We start from the raw sequence: 18,556 nt of genomic DNA, 5'->3' as shown, positions 1-18,556 counted from the left end.
TTTTCCTCCTATTTTTCCACTCGGATGTCAAAATAATCCATAACTAATTCACAAAACATCATATTAGCCCATGAAAACCATTCTCTTGTATAATTTTCAGGATTATCTACGTCAAAACCTTCATGCATCAAATGAGTCCCCGCATCTGTGGCAACTAATAAATCTAAAATTCGTTCTTTTTCTGCTTTATCTTTGGTTGTCATTCCTTCCATTGCTAAAGCAATCGGCCACACGTAATTTTCTGGTGTATGCGAGCTACCAATCCCTTTCGCGTATTTACCTTCATAGAAGTAAGGATTTTCTTTACTTAATAAGGTTTGACGCGTTGTTAAATATTGTTCATCCTCTGTTGAACAATAGCCAAGATATGGAGCTGCTACTAAATTGGGAACATTACTGTCATCCATCACGCTTGCATTGCCTAAGCCATCCACTTCATACGCGTAAATCGTTTCGTTATTTTGATTTTTTGTTCGTCCAAATGTTTGGATGCCTTCTTCAATCTCTTCTTGTAATTTTTTAGCAATCGCCACAATCGTAGCATCTTCTAAAACATCAGAGAAAATTTCTTGAATATAGCCTAAAATTACGACTGCAAACATATTAGAAGGAACTAAGTAACCATATTGGCAGGCATCATCACTAGGACGGAAGCCTGACCATGTCATCCCTGTTTTGCCAACTGGTGTTCCTTTCCCTGCTTCAACCAACGTATCTTCTTGACGCCACGTATCTCGTTCAAATAAATAAGGTGACTGTGCGTGATCTTGTTCTGTTGTGAAAACGTTGAGAATTTTTTTGACGCCTTCCACAAAATCTGAATTAAATTGTTCGGTCATCCCAGTATTTTTATAAAGTAAATAGGCTAATTGGACCGGGTAACATAATGAATCAATTTCATATTTCCGTTCCCAAATCCAGCCATTCATTTCTGTCTTATCAGTTTGATGGCCTGCATGATTATCTGTTTCATTAAACGCATTGGCATAAGGATCAATGCAAATATAACGAAACTGGCGTTTAACCAAACCAGCAATCATTTGAGCAAGGTCTTCGTCTTCTTTAGCAATCACTAAATAGGGACGAACTTGTGCTGTTGAGTCTCTCAACCACATTGCTGGAATATCGCCTGTTAATAAAAAGGTAGTACCATCTTCTTGACGTTTCACTGTTGTTAATAAAGTATTGGCAAAGGCCGCCTGAAAGTTTTTTGCCCAATCTTGATGTGCTTCACCGCATTTTTCTGTAATTGTCTCCATAAATGTTGCTACGGATTTTGGAACTTCTGTATAAACCATTCTCGTCACCTCTTGAATTTGATATATCATTTCACAATTGAATTATAGCGTTTACATTTCACTTTGTCTAGTGATTTCAATCATTTTTTTCATTTTAAAACCAATTAATTTATGGTAAACTATAAATAAGATATATCTTATTGTGAGGTGAAATGAATGAAGCAACCATTATATCAACAAATTATTGATTATTTACAAAATGAAATTGATTCAGGGCGATTGCCTGTTGGAGCGCAAGTGCCTACCGAAAAAGAATTATCGGCTCAGTTTAACGTCAGTAGAATTACGTCCAAACGAGCGCTAACTGAGTTGGAAACGCAAGGCGTAATCCAACGTCACCAAGGAAAAGGAAGTTTTGTTCAAGCACCAAAGCATCCTCTTCATACCTCTTTAAATAAAGTTCTTTTTTTATTGCCTTTTGCAGACGATTTATCAGTAGGAAATTTCTATAGCGGTTTGGCCCCTACTATTCAAGCAGCTGGTTTAGAAGTCTTTATGACCTCGCCTAATTTTTTGAGAGAGAAAAATGCTGCGGACATTGTGAATGAGTTTGCTGGGCTTGTCTATTATGCTGCTACTAGTAATGACTACCTCGACTTATTGTTTGAGTTGGCTTTGATGAATTTTCCAGTCGTTGTCTTGGATAAAAAGATCCATGATTTACCTTTTGCAACCATTCAATCAGACAACTTTGCTGGTGGTAAAACAGCAACCGAACGCTTAATTGGCTTAGGACATACAAAAATTGGATATATCCTTTCAGGGAGTCCGGCCCTACAATCCGTTCGGCAACGTTATTTAGGTTATCTCCAAGCTTTAAAAGAAGCCAATCTGGCGTTTCACACAGCAATCACGGAAACCAATCTCTTAGATAAACACAACTTTAAACAGTATTTTGAGGCGCACCAACTCACAGCCGTGGTCTGCGATAATGACTTCAGCGCGTTACATTGTTTACGAAACTGTAAAAACCTAGGTATTCATGTACCAGCGGAATTATCGATTATTGGTTTTGATGATATTCAAGCAGCAGCATTTGTCGAACCGCCATTAACAACCATGGCGCAAGACTTTAAAGAAATGGGAAAACTAGCTGGTGAAGTGTTATTACAAACGATGCAACAAGACATTCAAATCATAGAAGACATTCAAGTACCTGTCACATTAATTGAAAGAGAAACCATTTCTACTGTTTCAAAATGAGCCAAAAAAGAAGAGCGTGGGACAAAAATCACTTTGGATTTTTGCTCCACGCTCAAAAACTAATAAACGGCGGGAACAGACGCAACTCCTTCGGAAATAAGCCGAAATTCTCCAAAAATTAAAGAACAATTTTCGGAAATTCCTTCTTATTTCTCGGAGTTAAACACTTCTGTCCCGACCTCTTCTTTTTATTCCTTAGTGCTAAACGTTTTGGTATCTACCTCTTTTTTAAACAACGCTTTTAGTTCTTTGATAAAGTAGCGACCAATCGGACTGATTTCCCGATTTTTGGGAAAGAGTAAACAAATACGATTTTCCAAGGCTGGCGCCAATGGTACTAACCGAATTTCTTTCTTCGTAAAACCCGTTACGACTCCTGAACCAGAAGCATAAGCATTAGTTTCTACCAACAAATTCATCAAGGTTCCACGATCTGTAGTATGAATGACCGATTCCTGTTCAGGAATTTCAACTAAATCTTCAGAAAAATAGGAAAAATTGCTTCCTTCTTGATTAAAGCGAACTTGTGGATAGGGAACTAATTCCTCTAAATGAATTTCTTTTTGCTTGGCTAAAGGATGATGATTTCCTAAAAAAATGTGTGTATTAAAAGTACTAATTACCTCGTAGGCTAGATTAGCTTGTTCTAAATACCGTTCAATACTGACACTATTTTGTTCATTTAAATAAATAATCCCCAGCTCACTGTGAAATCCTTTGACATCTTCAATTACTTTTAAGGTCGTGGTTTCAAAGACACGAAAATCTTTATATTGATCCCCATACTTTTTAAGAACTTTGGCAATTACCTCACCTAAAAAATCATAATGTTGCGAAGAGATGGAGAATCGTTCGCTGGTCACTGTCTCGCGATAGCGATTTTCCAATAACTCCATTTGAACTAAAACTTTCTCCGCTTGTTCTAAAAAAACCATTCCTTCTTCTGTTAAAAAAGCGCCCTTATTGGTACGTAAAAAGAGGGAAATCCCTAGTTCTTCTTCTAATTCCCGAATACTATTTGACAAGCTAGGTTGTGTAATAAATAGTTTTTTGGCTGCTTCCCGAAAACTCCCATTGTTAGCTATGGCAGCAACATACTTCATTTGTTGAATATTCAACACTTTTTCCTCCACACACTAATCATTTGAAAAATAAATCTTACGCCCATTCAACGGCTGAAGGGGCCGATTGTTAAAGGCCAACATACCTTCCTTGATCTTATTTAAAAAGGCTTGATCCATTTTTTGAATGGTATCAAATACAAACCATTTCACTGGACCCTTAGTTGGCGGTGTTGTTAACGAGCCTACATAATGGTAGTGTAGACGCTCCTCTGGTAAAAAGATTGACGGATTAAACCATTGTTGGTGCGTGCCGTTTTCCCAGTCCATCGGATGATTCGCTTCTGAAAAACGATTTTCTTCCTCAGTGATGGTAAACAGGCAACCGACAACTAAATTTTCGCCAGCATCGTTCATATGAACCAAATGGAATTCTAGCGGATACTGCTTTCCCGACAGCAAATGTTCGCTAGGCATATGAAAATGGATATCGGTTAAATGATACGCAACATTTTCAAACATTACGTAACTTTCCGTATTTGGTGGTACAAAATGAAACGTATTTTTGAATTCCTTTTCAGTGAATTCTTCTTTTTTATAATGAAACGTAATCTGAGAATTTATTGTCTCAGCACTTTCTTTTTCTAAAGCAATTGGCGATTGATAAGCAAACTTAGCACCTTCTGCAAACCAGTCACATAGCGTATGCCAATGTTCCGGTCCATCGTTGCCTGTATAGCTCCATTCAACGTCCATATTTTTTATTTTTTTCATACACTCTTCCTTCATTTCCACATAGTAATCAGGTAAAACTCATGTTAAAACTCTATCCTAACATCTTTTCTACGTCAAACAAAAGAACTTAGATCATTACGCTCCTCGGCAAATGACCTAAGTTCTCCTACCGTTAAATCTGGTTACTGAAAATGACACTAAAAATCAGACGACAAGAACTATCTTTAGTTCAACGTTTATTTGCCCCAGTTTTCAGGATCTTTTTTCCATTCTTGTAATAAGGTAACATCTTTTTCTTCGATATAATTTGCTTCTAATGCAGCATCAATTAAAGTTGAATAATTGGTTAACGTTAGTAACGTCATCTGTTTATCTGCAAAATTTGCCGTTCCTTTGGGTAACTCATAAGTGAAGATTGCCGCAACGCCTAAAACCGTTGCTCCTTCACGTTCCGCCGCTTCTGCCGCTTCTAAAACGCTACCGCCGGTTGAAATTAAATCCTCGATAACTACCATTTTTTGTCCTTCAGAAATTCGGCCTTCAATTTGATTCCCTTTGCCGTGATCTTTGGCTTTACTGCGGATATAAACCATTGGTAATCCTAAAATATCGGCTACCCATGCCGCATGTGGAATCCCTGCGGTAGCTGTCCCAGCAATCACTTCGACTTCTGGGAAAGTTTCTTTAATTTTTGCCGCTAAGCCTTCTGCAATTTCTTTACGCACAGCAGGATAACTCATCGTGATACGGTTATCACAATAAATCGGGCTTTTTATGCCACTAGCCCAGGTAAACGGCTCATTAGGGTTTAAAAATACCGCTTCAATATCTAATAAATCTTTGGCAATCTTTTTTGCTACTTTTGTCATGTTACTTTCCGCTCCAGTCTTTTTTGATTTCTTGATAGGCTTCGTAAGGATTTTCTGCTTGGGTAATAGGTCGGCCAACAACGATATATGTGGACCCGATTTCGCGAGCATGTTGCGGCGTAACGACCCGTTGTTGGTCACCTACTGCACTTCCTGCTGGACGAATACCAGGTGTTAAGCAAATAAACGTTTGCTTGGTTGCTTCTTGAATACCACGTGCTTCTAATGCTGAACAAACCACGCCATCCAGACCCGCTTTTTCCGCACATTTAGCATAATGAATGACACTTGTCTCTAAAGAAACGTTGATTAATTGATCATGGTGCATCTCTTCTTCACTAGTAGAAGTCAACTGGGTTACAGCAATTAACTCAGGAACCTTAGCGCCTGGCTGAGTCCCTTTGATTAGACCTTCCTTAGCTGCTTGCATCATTCGAACGCCCCCTGCTGCATGGACATTGGTAATGGCAACGCCTAATTTTGCTAAATTTGTCATCGCTTTTTCCACAGTATTCGGAATATCATGTAATTTTAAATCCAAGAAAACATCATGTCCTTGTTCTTTAAGCCAGCGAACAATCGCTGGTCCTTCTGCGTAAAAAAGTTCCATTCCCACTTTAACAAACAAGGCTTCTTCCTTAGGAAATTTTTCTAAAAAAACAGCCACTTCTTTTTGCGTGGGAAAATCTAACGCAATAATTGGTCTATCGTGCATTTTGCTGCCCCTCTCTCACTTCTTTAATTAATTGTTCCAACGATTCAATACCTAACTCTTCCATTCGCTTAGGTAATCCGTCAATCAACTTCGGACAAATATATGGATCTGTAAAATTGGCCGTACCAACACCGACAGCGCTAGCACCTGCCATGAACATTTCCAAGACATCATCCACTGTTTGAACACCGCCCATTCCAATAATTGGCAACTGAGAAACACTGGCGACTTGTCGGATTAAGCGAATAGCAACAGGTTTAATGGCTGGTCCAGATAGTCCACCAGTTTGATTGGCTAAAATAGGTTTTCTCGTTTTTAAATCAATGCGCATCCCGAGCAATGTATTAATCATAGAAAAACCGTCTGCGCCCCCTGCTTCAATTGCTTGGGCGATCGGCACAATGTCCGTTACGTTTGGTGATAGTTTAACATAAATCGGAACAGATGCGACTTTTTTGACTGCTTGTGTTAATTGAAAAGCAACCTCTGGATCTGTACCAAAAGCTATGCCGCCATGTTTCACATTAGGACAGGAAATATTCAATTCAATTGCTTTGACGTTAGGCGCTTGCCCAATTTTTGCGCAAACAGCCACATAGTCCTCTTCGCAAGCACCTGCAACATTTGCGATAATCGGTAAGTTAGGGTATTTTTCTAATTTCGATAATTTTTCTTGCATCACCACTTCTAAACCTGGATTCTGCAATCCAATGGCATTTAGCATACCACTAGGTGTTTCAGCTACACGTGGCGTGGGATTTCCATATCGTGCTTGGGGCGTTGTTGCCTTAATCATAATTGAACCTAATTGATCAAGGTCATAATAGTTAGCATATTCTTCCCCGAACCCAAAGCAACCACTGGCGGGAATAATTGGATTTTTTAATGTTAAACCTGGAATTGAAACAGCTAAAGGATTTTTCATTATAAGATAACCTCACTTGCTTTAAAAATCGGACCTTCATCACAGACCTTGACACTTTTTGCTCCAGTAGTGTCTCCTTTTTTATGGCAAACGCAGGCATAACAAGCCCCAATTCCACAGGCCATCCGTTCTTCTAAAGAAAGGTAAACGTGTGGATGTGTTGGAAATAAAGAATCAATTGCTTTTAACATACCATTCGCACCACAAGCATAAACTGCATCAGGGATCCGTCCTTTTGCTAACGCTTCTGACAATAAACGTCCCACGTTGCCATGAGCGCCAAACGAGCCGTCATCTGTGGCAAAATGTGTTTCTCCTAATGCCATAAATTCTTGTTGGTAATAAGCAACCTCTTTTGATGCATAACCAAGAAAATGAATCACTTTCACGCCTTTTTCATTGAGTTGTTTTGATAATTCATACAATGGGGGAATCCCGATTCCTCCGCCAACGATAAAAGCAGTTTGACCAGCTGCTACGGTAGTTATATCAAAGCCGTTTCCTAAAGGACCTAAAATATCTAATTGTTCACCAGCCTTCATGGTGGCAAACACTTCCGTTCCAGCGCCTTCGACTCGATAAATCAAACGACAGGTTTCGTTCGAATGATCAATTTGGTTGATGCTAATCGGTCGCCGCAAAAGTAAATCTGCACGCGGAACCTTGATATGCACAAACTGTCCAGGTCGTGTCATCTCTTTCACTAACTCGCCTTGTAAGTCTAACTGATAAATCCGTGGCGCTAACTGTTTTTGAGCTACAATGGTCATCATTTCTTGCTTTCTCTGCATCAGTATCCTTCACTCCTTTATTCTCTGATTCCCCTATAAATGATTTTCTATTTCTTCGTAAAAGAATCTGGAACAGTCCTCCTCAGACGATTGTTCCAGATTTTTGCTTAAATGGCTTCTGTCGTAAAGGCTCTTGATTCTAAAACTTTTAAAATCGCATTCGCTGTGTCAAGTGAGGTAAACAATGGAATCCCATGTTCGACTGCTTCCCGACGGATTGAAAACCCATCTTGGTTGGCACTGGAACGATTTTTATCCATGGTATTGATTACCACTTGTGCATTCCCATTACGAATGACATCCAGCACGGTTTCCCCTTCAGGATTAGAAATTTTCGTCACTTTCTTAACAGGCAACTGATGCTTCGCTAAAAAGTCAGCGGTTCCTTCCGTTGCGACTAAACTATAGCCAATTGCTGAAAAACGCTTAGCAATTTCTAACGCCTCTTCTTTTGTTTCATCAGCAATGGTGAAAAGTACAGCTCCATAACTTGGCAAATGCAAGCCAGATGCTTCAAAGGCTTTATACAAGGCTTTTTCTAAATAATAATCACTACCCATAACTTCCCCAGTTGATTTCATTTCAGGCCCTAAGTACGTATCTACTTTTTGTAGTTTCGTAAAGGAGAACACAGGGGCTTTCACATGAACTTGTTTACTTTCAGGGTATAATCCATCTTGATATCCTAGGTCAGTCAGTTTCTCACCAAGAATCGCTTTTGTAGCAACTTGGGCCATCGGAATCCCTGTGATTTTACTTAAGAAAGGAACTGTTCGACTCGCACGAGGATTCACTTCAATCACATAAACACGATTTTCATGAATAACAAATTGAATATTCATCATGCCTACACAGTTTAAACCAAGTGCTAGTTTTTTTGTATAATCGGCAATTGTTGCCTGAATTTCTTGAGAAAGATACTGCGGTGGATAAACCGCCATTGAATCGCCAGAATGAACGCCAGCTCGTTCAATATGTTCCATAATCCCTGGAATTAGTACTGTTTCACCATCACAAATGGCATCAACTTCACATTCTTGTCCCAATAAATAGCTATCAACCAAGACAGGATGTTCTGGAGAAGCTTTGACTGCGTGTCGCATATAATCTTCCAAATCCTTTTGATTTTCGACAATTTCCATTGCACGACCACCTAAAACATAACTTGGACGCACTAAAACGGGATAGCCGATACGATCAGCAATCACGACTGCTTCTTCTGCACTTGTGGCCGTATCTCCTGGTGGTTGAGGAATCTCTAACTCTTGCAAAGCTTGTTCAAATAAATCACGATTTTCCGCACGATCTAAATCTTCAATCGTTGTTCCAAGAATTTTAACGCCTTGTTTTGTGAGCGGCTCAGCTAAATTAATCGCTGTTTGTCCACCAAATTGGACGATCACGCCAATCGGATTTTCTAAATCAATCACATTCATGACGTCTTCTAAAGTTAATGGCTCAAAGTATAATTTATCAGAAACAGAGAAATCTGTTGAAACTGTTTCAGGATTACTATTCATAATAATTGCTTCATAACCAGCCGCTTGGATCGCTTTGACAGAATGAACCGTTGCATAATCAAACTCGACCCCTTGACCAATGCGAATGGGACCAGAACCTAATACTAGTACAGAAGGCTTTTTCGAAACATTGCTTTCGTTTTCCACTTCATACGTGCTATAAAAATAAGGCGTGTGTGATTCAAACTCTGCAGCACACGTATCCACCATTTTATAGACGGGCACAATTTGATTGGCTCTGCGGAAGTCAGCGATGGCTTGTTCTGTTTGTCCCCAAAGTGCTGCGATTTTCCGATCAGAAAAGCCATTTTGTTTGGCTTCTTTCAAGACAGCTACGTTGTCCACGTGACTTTCAAGGGTCGTTTCAATTTCGATAATGTGTAAAAGTTTATCCAAGAAGAATAAATCAATTTTCGTTAAACTTTGTAATTCTTCGATGCTATATCCTCTGCGAATGGCTTCTGATAAGTAGAACAATCGATCATCTTGCGCATGAACCATTTTCTTCGTTAATTCCAGATCACTGACATGACTTAGTTCTGCTAATTCGTTGTGATAAGCACCAATTTCTAAAGAACGAACTGCTTTTAATAAGGATTCTTCAATATTGCGGCCAATTGCCATGACTTCCCCGGTTGCTTTCATTTGCGTTCCTAGTTCTCGAGCACCTTTTTCAAATTTGTCAAAAGGCCAACGAGGAATTTTGGAAACAACATAGTCCAAAGCCGGTTCAAATTCGGCATAAGTGGTTCCAGTAACTGGATTTTTCATTTCATCTAATGTTAAACCAACAGCAATTTTTGCGGCTAACTTCGCAATTGGATACCCTGTGGCTTTACTAGCAAGTGCAGATGAACGAGAAACACGAGGATTAACTTCAATCACATAATAATTAAAGCTATGTGGATCCAAAGCTAATTGAACATTACAGCCACCTTCAATTTTTAATGCACGAATAATTTTCAAAGACGCATCTCGCAACATTTGGTATTCATAATCTGATAAGGTTTGACTCGGAGCAAAAACAATCGAATCCCCAGTGTGAATGCCGACAGGATCAAAGTTTTCCATGTTACAAACCACAATCGCATTATCAGCCGAGTCACGCATCACTTCATATTCAATTTCTTTAAAACCAGCAATACTTTTTTCAATTAAACATTGTGTAACTGGTGATAATTTCAGACCATTTTCAGCAATTTGGCGGAGTTCTTCTTCCGTATCGCACATGCCGCCGCCTGTTCCACCTAAGGTAAATGCGGGACGAACGATAATTGGATAACCAATTCGTTTGGCAAAAGCCACGGCTTGTTCCACCGTATTGACAATTTCACTTTCTGGAATCGGTTGTTCTAATTCTTCCATCAATTGTTTAAATAAATCACGGTCTTCCGCTTGGTCAATCGCACTGAGCTTTGTTCCTAGCAATTCTACATTTAGCTCATCTAAAATTCCTGATTCCGATAATTCCATCGCCATATTTAATCCAGTTTGACCACCTAATGTTGGTAGAAGAGCATCAGGACGTTCTTTTCGCAAAATTCTTGAAACAAATTCTAAAGTAATCGGTTCGATATAAACATGATCCGCGATTTCCTTATCGGTCATGATAGTCGCTGGATTTGAGTTTACTAAGACAACTTCATACCCTTCTTCTTTTAGCGCTAAACAGGCTTGTGTGCCTGCATAGTCAAATTCTGCTGCTTGTCCAATAATGATTGGTCCTGAACCAATCACCATGATTTTCTTGATGTCCGTTCGTTTTGGCATTAGTTTTGCTCCTTCCATGCATCCATTAATTCCATAAATTCGTCAAATAAATGAAGACCATCGTGCGGTCCTGGAGCCGCATCTGGGTGATATTGCACAGTAAAAGCTGGATAATCTCGATGACGCACGCCTTCAACCGTTCCATCATTGACTTCCACGTGGGTCACAAGTAATTTTTCTGGATCAATTGTTGCTTCATCTACGGCATATCCGTGATTTTGTGAGGTGAAATCAATGCGTCCTGTTGCAATTTCTCGTACAGGATGATTCAAACCGCGATGTCCAAACTTCATCTTATACGTATCCGCACCATTTGCTAATGAAAATAACTGATGACCTAAGCAGATGCCGAAAATTGGAACTTTTCCTTGGATTTCTTGAATCATTTCAATAGCTTCAGGCACATCTTTGGGATCTCCAGGCCCATTTGTCAACATGACACCATCGGGACTTAATTCTAAAATCTCTTCGGCCGTTGTATTATAAGGCAACACGGTTAAGTTGCATTGCCGTTTTGATAATTCTCGCAAAATACTATGTTTCAACCCGAAATCAACGACGACTACATTACGCCCAATACCTGGACTCGGATAAGGTTTAGTGGTGGAGACTTGTGCCACTTGATTTTTCGGCATGACCGTCGCTTTTAGTTGATCAAATGCATGCGGCAAATCATCCACGGCATCAATGATGCTCCCTTTCATTGTTCCAGCTGATCGTAACTTACGAGTCAGCGCACGCGTATCAATTCCTGAAATTCCCGGAATCCCTTTGCGCTTTAAAAATTCATCCAAGGTCATTTGTTGACGCCAATTTGAAGCAACCCGCGCATGCTCTTTAACAATGACACCTTTACAGGTTGGTGCAATGGATTCATAATCATCTCGGTTGACCCCGTAATTTCCAACTAATGGATACGTAAAAGTAATCATTTGTCCATTAAAACTTTGGTCAGTAATTGCTTCTTGGTAACCTGTCATGCCAGTAGTAAAAACAACTTCTCCTACTACATTGCCTTCTGCACCAAACGCTTTTCCTTCAAATACTGTTCCGTCTTCTAAAATCAATAACCTTTTCAAACCTACTGCGCCTCCTCCGACCAAGCTAATGCTCCGTCAACAAATGTCATAAGTGTCTTTCCTTTGACTGTCCACCCTGTAAATGGTGTATTGACAGCCATTGATTCAAATGCTTCTGCATCAATTGGTGCAGCTGTTGCTAAGTCAAAAACTGCAATATCTGCTGGTGCACCAATTGTTAGTGTTCCTGCGTTTAATCCAAAAATTTCTGCCGGTTTCACTGCCATCCAATCAATCACTTGTTCTAATGTGAAAATGCCTGTTTCGACAAAGTTCGTATAAATCAATTGGAAGGCCGTTTCACTACCGACAATACCAAAAGGTGCGTTTAAAAATGATTGTTGTTTTTCTTCTAAACCATGGGGCGCATGGTCGGTAGCAATACAGTCAATCGTGCCATCTAACAAGCCGTCAATCAATGCTTGTCGATCTGCTAAACCACGTAATGGCGGGTTCATTTTCCAAAACCCTTCGTCACCAGGAATATCCTCATCGACTAAAATTAAATGGTGTGGCGAAACTTCGGCTGTTACGTGAATCCCTGCTTTTTTAGCATCTCGAATAACGCGCACGCTTTCTTCTGTTGAAACATGACAAACATGATAATGAACGCCTGTTTCTTTTGCTAAAGTAATATCCCGAGCAATTTGTGAAGCTTCCGTTGCACTTAAAATCCCTGGTAGGCCTAATTTCTTAGAAACTTCTCCTTCATGCATCACACCACCAAATAATAAAGATTCATCTTCCGTGTGCGCAACAAGCGCCATATTTAATGCAGCCGCTTCTTTCATGGCTAAGTACATCGTTCCTGCCGTTTGGACACCAACACCATCATTCGTAAATGCAAAGGCGCCCGCTTCTTTTAAGGCCTTCTGATTGGTTAAAACTTCACTCCGTAGCTCTTCTGTAATGGGGGCATATTGTAAAACTTTCACGACTGCATCTTTTTGAATTAAGTCGTAAACCTCACTTAATTTTTCAGCCGTATCTGGTACTGGATTCAAATTGGGCATTGCGCAAACCGTAGTAAAACCACCGCGAGCAGCAGCTTTACTGCCCGTTTTAATCGTTTCTTTATACGTAAAGCCTGGTTCTCTAAAGTGAACATGCACATCCACCAAGCCTGGCGTGATTAGTTGCCCGTTCGCATCAAACACTTGCTCAAAATCTGCTTCGTCAAACGATTCCCCGATTGCGTGAATCACACCATTTTCTAGCCAAAGTGCTGCCTCAATCAATTGATTCTCTTTTTTGATGATTTTTCCATTCTTAATTAAAGTCTTCATTTCTCCACCTAGGCCTTTCCATGTAAAATTGCTTCCAAAATTGCCATGCGCATAAAGACTCCGTTACTCATTTGCGCGACGATTCTTGATTGCAGACTTTCCACTAATTCATCTGCCAGTTCAACATCCCGATTGACTGGCGCTGGATGCATAATAATTGCGTGTTTCTGTAAACGAGTTGCCCGTTCGTCGGTTAAACCATATTCCAAATGATAGCCTTCTTTTGAAAAACTTTCCTTACCATCATGACGTTCGTGCTGCACGCGAAGCAACATCATCACATCGACTTTTTCAACAATTTCATCTAGCGGCACATATTGTCCATAGACATCAAACTGATGATCATACCACTCTTCTGGACCTGAAAAATAAATTTCAGCGCCTAAACGGTTTAATAACTGCATATTTGATTTAGCAACGCGAGAATGTGTAATATCTCCCACAATCGCCACTTTCAAGCCTTCAAATCCACCAAATTCTTCATAAATAGTCATCAGATCCAATAAACATTGTGTAGGGTGTTGTCCGCTCCCGTCCCCACCGTTAATAATAGAACATTGAATCGTTTTACTTTGAATCAATTCATCGTAATAATTTTCTTTACCATGACGAATGACTGCTACATCTACACCAATTGCCGACATCGTTAGTACTGTATCGTATAACGTTTCTCCTTTTTGAATAGAACTTCTACTTGCTTCAAACTCAATCACTTCTAAGCCTAATTTTTTCTCAGCTACCTCAAAACTTTTATGTGTTCGAGTACTATTTTCAAAAAACAAGTTTGTTGCAAAATATTGACGTTCTTCTGGGTGCCATTTTGCCCCCTGTTTAAATTCTCCTGCGCGACGGATTAACCCCATGACTTCACGGTCGGTTAAAGCCTCAGCAGTTAAAAGATGTTTTAAACTAATTCGTTCAGATGTAATAATCATTCGTCCAGTCCTCCTACTGTTCTTCGCTACGTGCGTTTTCCGGTAAAATTAAATTCAAAACAATTCCTAAGACGGTTGCTAATGCCATTGAAGACAATTCAAAGGTTCCTACTTTGAAGACTAAGCCACCAATGCCGATGACTAAAATTACTGAAGCAATCAATAAATTCTTTTTCTTATCAAAATTAATCTTATTATCGATTAAGATTTTCAAACCACTTGCGGCAATCACACCGAACAAGACGAAACTAATTCCTGAAATAACTGGTCCTGGGATACTTAGAATCAAGGCACTTAATTTTCCAACAAAGCCTAAAGCTACAGCGAACACCGCGGCTCCACCAATCACGAAGACACTGTGTACTCTTGTAATTGCCAGCACGCCGATATTTTCACCATAACTTGTAACTGGTGGTCCACCAACAAAACCTGCTACAATTTGCGCTAAGCCATCTCCCATTAAAGTTTTAGATAAGCCTGGGTCTTGGAAAAAGTTGCGCTTGGTTAATTTATTCAAGACCATTAAATGACCAATATGTTCTGTCATTGTTACAAAAGCAATTGGTGCCATTGTTGTAATGGCATTTAAATACAATTTCGGTTCATATTGAACAAAAGGTACTTCAAAATTCGGTAAAGCAAACCAAGCAGCTTCTTTAATAGGGGTTAAATCAATAATTCCGAAAGCTAAAGCGATTAGGTACCCACTGACAATTCCCAAAAGAATTGGAATTAATCCTAGGAAGCCTTTGAAAAACATGTTGTAAAAAATGGTTAAGCCTAAAGTAATTAAGGCTACGGCAATATATTTAAAATCATAAACGTTGTTGTTATACATTGCGTTATTTGCGGCATTAGCTGCCAAGCCTAAACCGATAACCATCACGACAGGTCCTACAACGATAGGCGGTAAAATTTTATCCAACCAGTCGGAACCAATTTTTTTAATGATTAATGAAACGATTAGGTATACCAAGCCGGTTGTCATAGCACCTTGGGCAATGGCTGGATAACCATCACTCTTCATTAACATCTGCATCGCTGCAATAAAAGCAAAGCTACTGCCAAGATAGGCGGGGATTTTTCCTTTTGTAGTAATCAGATAGACCATTGTTCCTAATCCTGAACTGACTAACGCAATCCCTGGGTCAATTCCCACTAAGATTGGTACTAAAACCGTTGCGCCAAACATCGTAAATAAATGTTGTAAACTTAGGCCAACCCAGTGAAAAGCTTGCGGTCTGTCTTTAATATCTAAGACTGCATCCTCATTTCGAAATTCTTTTTCTGACAACGTTGTTCACTCCTTTTTATTCGTTTCCTTTACTGATCATAATACGATCTGCGCCGTCACGCTCTTCCATTTCCACAATAATTTCCTCAGTTTTTGATGTTGGAATATTTTTTCCTACATAATCGGCACGAATCGGTAGTTCCCGATGTCCACGATCTACTAAGACTGCTAAAGAGATTTTTCTCGGACGACCTAAATCCATAACAGCGTCCATCGCAGCACGAATGGTCCGGCCAGTGTACAAGACATCATCCACTAAAATAACTTCTTTACCTTCAATTGAGACTGGTACGTCAGAAGAATGTAATTCGGGTTCCTCCATATCTTTCACATCATCACGATACAAAGTAATATCTAATTCACCAACTGGCACGTCAATATCTTCTAATTGTTTTAAGCGTTCGGCTAGACGTTGTGCAATGTATATCCCACGCGTTTTAATTCCTACTAAAACAATGTCTTGAATTCCTTTGTTTCTTTCAATAATTTCATACGAGATTCGAGTAAGCGCTCGTTTCATTGTGACTGCGTCAACAACTTCTTTCTTTGGCATAATAATTTCCTCCTCATTTCTTTTTTATCTACGTCCTCGCTGTCTTGGGGTCAGCGATTCTTCCTTCAATTGAGCAGCTGAAAAATAAGTGGATTTTTATTGAAATTGTCCTGTTATTTTTTCCAACAAAAAATCCTCCTACCCGTATGAGGATAGGAGGATGTTGGTTACAGTTTAAAAAGGTACAAGGGTACCATGTAGCCCACACAACTTACTAACTAAGCGCACCTAGTGTTCTTTTGCATGATTCCTTCTTAGCCTCACGGGACTAAACTTAAAGGTTACAGTTATTTAGTTATTTTTCTTCTTAAAAAAGAGTTTACCTCTTCTTCAGAAAAAAATCAATGATTATTTCTTAATTGGTGTAAAGTTTTTTCAAAAACTTCTGGTAAAGGCGCTTCAAAGACTAATTGTTCACCTGTAGTAGGATGTGTAAAGCCTAATAACTTCGCATGTAAAAATTGTCCATTGCCAGGCAATGTTTTTTTCGGTCCATATAATGGATCTCCAGCTAATGGATAACCGATATATTTCATGTGAACACGGATTTGATGTGTCCGGCCTGTTTCTAGTTGTAATTCAACTAAGGTAAATGCATCAAAACGCTCTAAAACAGTAAAATGCGTGACTGCTTCTTTACCGCCTTCAATGACCGCTTGCATTTTACGGTCAACCTTGGAACGACCAATAGGCGCATTTATTTCTCCCTTATCGTGAGGAATAACACCGTGGACCAAGGCAACGTATTTACGTAACGATGTTTTTTCTTTTAGCTGTTTCGCTAATGATTCATGGGCTTGATCGTTTTTAGCCACCATCAATAGTCCAGAAGTATCTTTATCAATTCGATGAACAATTCCCGGTCGCACCACATCATTAATCGCCGATAAGTGATCCGCATGATGAAGTAACGCGTTCACTAATGTACCATTGGGATGCCCTGCCGAAGGATGAACAACCATGCCTTGAGGTTTGTTGACGACAATCACATCATTGTCTTCATAAACAATGGTCAAAGGAATATCCTCTGCTACCATATCTAGCACTTCTGGTTCAGGAATTGTTACCACAATTTCATCGCCTGCTGTAACTTTGTAATTTGCGCGGACCGTTTCACCATTAACTGTTACGTGTTTTTCTTTTAACCATTGTTGAATTTGCGAGCGGGAATGATTGGGTAAATGTTCACTTAATACTTTATCAATCCGGCCTTTTTCTGTTTGAATCGTTACGTTAATTTGTTCCATTTTTGCCTTCCTTTGCTGCTTTTTCATCTAAAATCAAATAAATAAATATACAAATAACGCCGACCACTAACGTACTATCTGCAACATTAAAAATAGGAAAATTCATAAAATCCGTTTGGAGCATGTCCACCACGTAGCCTAAACGTACACGATCAATAAAATTCCCAATGGCACCTGCTAAGACAAAAGATAAACCTACAGAATACCAGATACTTTTTTTATAATTCTTAATTAATAAATAAATAATCACGACACTAACAATTACTGTGATGACATAAAAGAATATCATCTTTCCTTCTAATAAGCTCCAAGCGGCTCCGGTATTTCTTAAATGGGTCAGCGACAAAAATCCAGGAATGAATTCTTTTGTTTCACCCAAAGAAATGTTTTGGACCGTCAAATATTTGCTCCATTGGTCAAGCCCTACTAATAAGGCACTGATTAAAAAATATACTACTAACAATCGCGTCATTCCTTTTCTCTATGAATACTTGCTAAATCTCTTGGTCGAACAATGCCTACTAACTCACCATTAGGATGGCCACTTTTACTAATAAGCACAGCTTCTAAGCGTGGCTGCTCCCGAAACATTTGTTCAACTTCAAAAACGGTTGCTTCAATTGAAACAAATTGATAGTTGCTGCGTTTATAATTTGATGCCAACAATTCTCGCACCGTTCGGTTGGCAATGTGAACTTCTCCTTTGGTGCTCTCAATGGCAAACCATACACCAATCCCTCGAACCGTGATTAATCCTTTAAATACACCTTTTTCATAAATCGGAAATTGAGAATATTGTTTTTTTGCAATAATCGTTAATAACGTTTCTAAAGAAGTGGTGATTTCAAAAGCTGTAACACGTTTCGCAAATTTAGGCACTACTTTTTCTGGTTTTGTTAAAGCTTGTTCAATCGTTTCAATTCGTTGAACTGCCCATTCATTTGGCTCTGCAATTACAAAATCATCAGCAATTCGCTCATGAACGATGGCATTTCTTAACTGAGCCATTTGAAGCAAATCCTCTTCAAATTGAGCAATCTGTCCTTTTTCTTTTCGGGAAAGACGTCTTGTCATCTCACTGAATCCCATATTGACAGGATTGTTCAGTCTCTCTCTCATCCACTTTTCAATGCGATTAAAGTGTGCTAAAAATGTATCTGCTCGTTCCCCCATAGTCGTTGCTCCTTATAATAAACTACGCAATAAATTTCCGTCATTATTTTTTATTGAGCTACTTTCAAGTATATACTAAAAATAGGTCTCAGGAAAGAGCGG

Annotated in this window: 17 protein-coding genes; 1 reads left to right on the top strand and 16 read right to left on the bottom strand. The window is 39.3% G+C overall.

The annotated features are described in order from the left end of the window. Nucleotides 1-8: 8 nt before the first annotated feature. Nucleotides 9-1,298, bottom strand: coding sequence for a glycoside hydrolase family 125 protein (locus IGI97_RS06810; protein ID WP_002357422.1), 1,290 nt, complete (start codon nt 1,296-1,298; stop codon nt 9-11). A gap of 156 nt (nt 1,299-1,454) precedes the next feature. Between IGI97_RS06810 and IGI97_RS06805 the strand changes: the two genes are divergently transcribed. Continuing rightward, nucleotides 1,455-2,501 (top strand): GntR family transcriptional regulator, encoded by a 1,047-nt coding sequence (locus IGI97_RS06805; protein ID WP_282896991.1) that lies wholly within the window; start codon nt 1,455-1,457, stop codon nt 2,499-2,501. Between the two features lie 188 nt (nt 2,502-2,689). Here IGI97_RS06805 and IGI97_RS06800 read toward each other — a convergent pair whose 3' ends face one another. The 15 genes from IGI97_RS06800 to IGI97_RS06730 form a co-directional block, all read right to left on the bottom strand. Beyond that, nucleotides 2,690-3,619: a LysR family transcriptional regulator gene (locus tag IGI97_RS06800; protein WP_002361904.1), complete on the bottom strand. Its 930-nt coding sequence runs from the start codon at nt 3,617-3,619 to the stop codon at nt 2,690-2,692. 18 nt (nt 3,620-3,637) lie between these two features. Next, a complete protein-coding gene (locus tag IGI97_RS06795; protein WP_002394492.1) occupies nt 3,638-4,351 on the bottom strand; it encodes a carbonic anhydrase in 714 nt (237 codons plus the stop codon). Nucleotides 4,352-4,533: 182 nt separating this feature from the next. Continuing rightward, entirely contained in the window at nt 4,534-5,166 is a 633-nt protein-coding gene (gene pyrE / locus IGI97_RS06790; RefSeq protein WP_002357418.1) for an orotate phosphoribosyltransferase, read from the bottom strand. 1 nt (nt 5,167) lies between these two features. Further along, a complete protein-coding gene (gene pyrF / locus IGI97_RS06785) occupies nt 5,168-5,881 on the bottom strand; it encodes an orotidine-5'-phosphate decarboxylase (protein WP_002365730.1) in 714 nt (237 codons plus the stop codon). Continuing rightward, entirely contained in the window at nt 5,871-6,809 is a 939-nt protein-coding gene (locus tag IGI97_RS06780) for a dihydroorotate dehydrogenase (RefSeq protein ID WP_438738789.1), read from the bottom strand. The genes pyrF and IGI97_RS06780 overlap by 11 nt, the downstream gene beginning before the upstream one ends. Beyond that, nucleotides 6,806-7,597 (bottom strand): dihydroorotate dehydrogenase electron transfer subunit, encoded by a 792-nt coding sequence (locus IGI97_RS06775; protein WP_002365731.1) that lies wholly within the window; start codon nt 7,595-7,597, stop codon nt 6,806-6,808. Before IGI97_RS06775 ends, IGI97_RS06780 begins: the two co-directional genes overlap by 4 nt. Nucleotides 7,598-7,704: 107 nt before the next feature. After that, the gene (gene carB, locus IGI97_RS06770) at nt 7,705-10,887 is read right to left on the bottom strand and encodes a carbamoyl-phosphate synthase large subunit (RefSeq protein ID WP_002361908.1); all 3,183 of its coding nucleotides are present in this window, start codon (nt 10,885-10,887) and stop codon (nt 7,705-7,707) included. Continuing rightward, on the bottom strand, nt 10,887-11,966 hold the full coding sequence (locus IGI97_RS06765) for a carbamoyl phosphate synthase small subunit (protein WP_002364043.1): 1,080 nt from the start codon (nt 11,964-11,966) through the stop codon (nt 10,887-10,889). Before IGI97_RS06765 ends, carB begins: the two co-directional genes overlap by 1 nt. 2 nt (nt 11,967-11,968) lie before the next feature. Continuing rightward, nucleotides 11,969-13,252: a dihydroorotase gene (locus IGI97_RS06760; RefSeq protein ID WP_002357412.1), complete on the bottom strand. Its 1,284-nt coding sequence runs from the start codon at nt 13,250-13,252 to the stop codon at nt 11,969-11,971. 8 nt (nt 13,253-13,260) lie between these two features. After that, nucleotides 13,261-14,187: an aspartate carbamoyltransferase catalytic subunit gene (locus tag IGI97_RS06755; protein ID WP_438738261.1), complete on the bottom strand. Its 927-nt coding sequence runs from the start codon at nt 14,185-14,187 to the stop codon at nt 13,261-13,263. Nucleotides 14,188-14,200: 13 nt separating this feature from the next. Further along, nucleotides 14,201-15,481, bottom strand: a complete 1,281-nt coding sequence (locus IGI97_RS06750) for a solute carrier family 23 protein (protein ID WP_010777670.1) — start codon at nt 15,479-15,481, stop codon at nt 14,201-14,203. A 16-nt stretch (nt 15,482-15,497) separates the two neighbouring features. Beyond that, complete coding sequence (gene pyrR, locus IGI97_RS06745) at nt 15,498-16,037, bottom strand: bifunctional pyr operon transcriptional regulator/uracil phosphoribosyltransferase PyrR (RefSeq protein ID WP_301280621.1); 540 nt, start codon at nt 16,035-16,037, stop codon at nt 15,498-15,500. A gap of 338 nt (nt 16,038-16,375) precedes the next feature. After that, a complete protein-coding gene (locus tag IGI97_RS06740) occupies nt 16,376-17,281 on the bottom strand; it encodes an RluA family pseudouridine synthase (protein ID WP_002371061.1) in 906 nt (301 codons plus the stop codon). Next, complete coding sequence (gene lspA / locus IGI97_RS06735; protein ID WP_002360174.1) at nt 17,268-17,744, bottom strand: signal peptidase II; 477 nt, start codon at nt 17,742-17,744, stop codon at nt 17,268-17,270. The genes IGI97_RS06740 and lspA overlap by 14 nt, the downstream gene beginning before the upstream one ends. 5 nt (nt 17,745-17,749) lie before the next feature. Further along, entirely contained in the window at nt 17,750-18,454 is a 705-nt protein-coding gene (locus tag IGI97_RS06730; protein WP_002360173.1) for a CBS domain-containing protein, read from the bottom strand. Nucleotides 18,455-18,556: the final 102 nt, after the last annotated feature.

Origin of the sequence: Enterococcus sp. DIV2419 (genome assembly GCF_051711865.1) — a bacterium.
Classification (GTDB): domain Bacteria; phylum Bacillota; class Bacilli; order Lactobacillales; family Enterococcaceae; genus Enterococcus; species Enterococcus faecalis.
The sequence above is the reverse complement of the archived record's forward strand: the minus strand, read 5'-3'. Positions and strand labels throughout refer to the sequence as shown.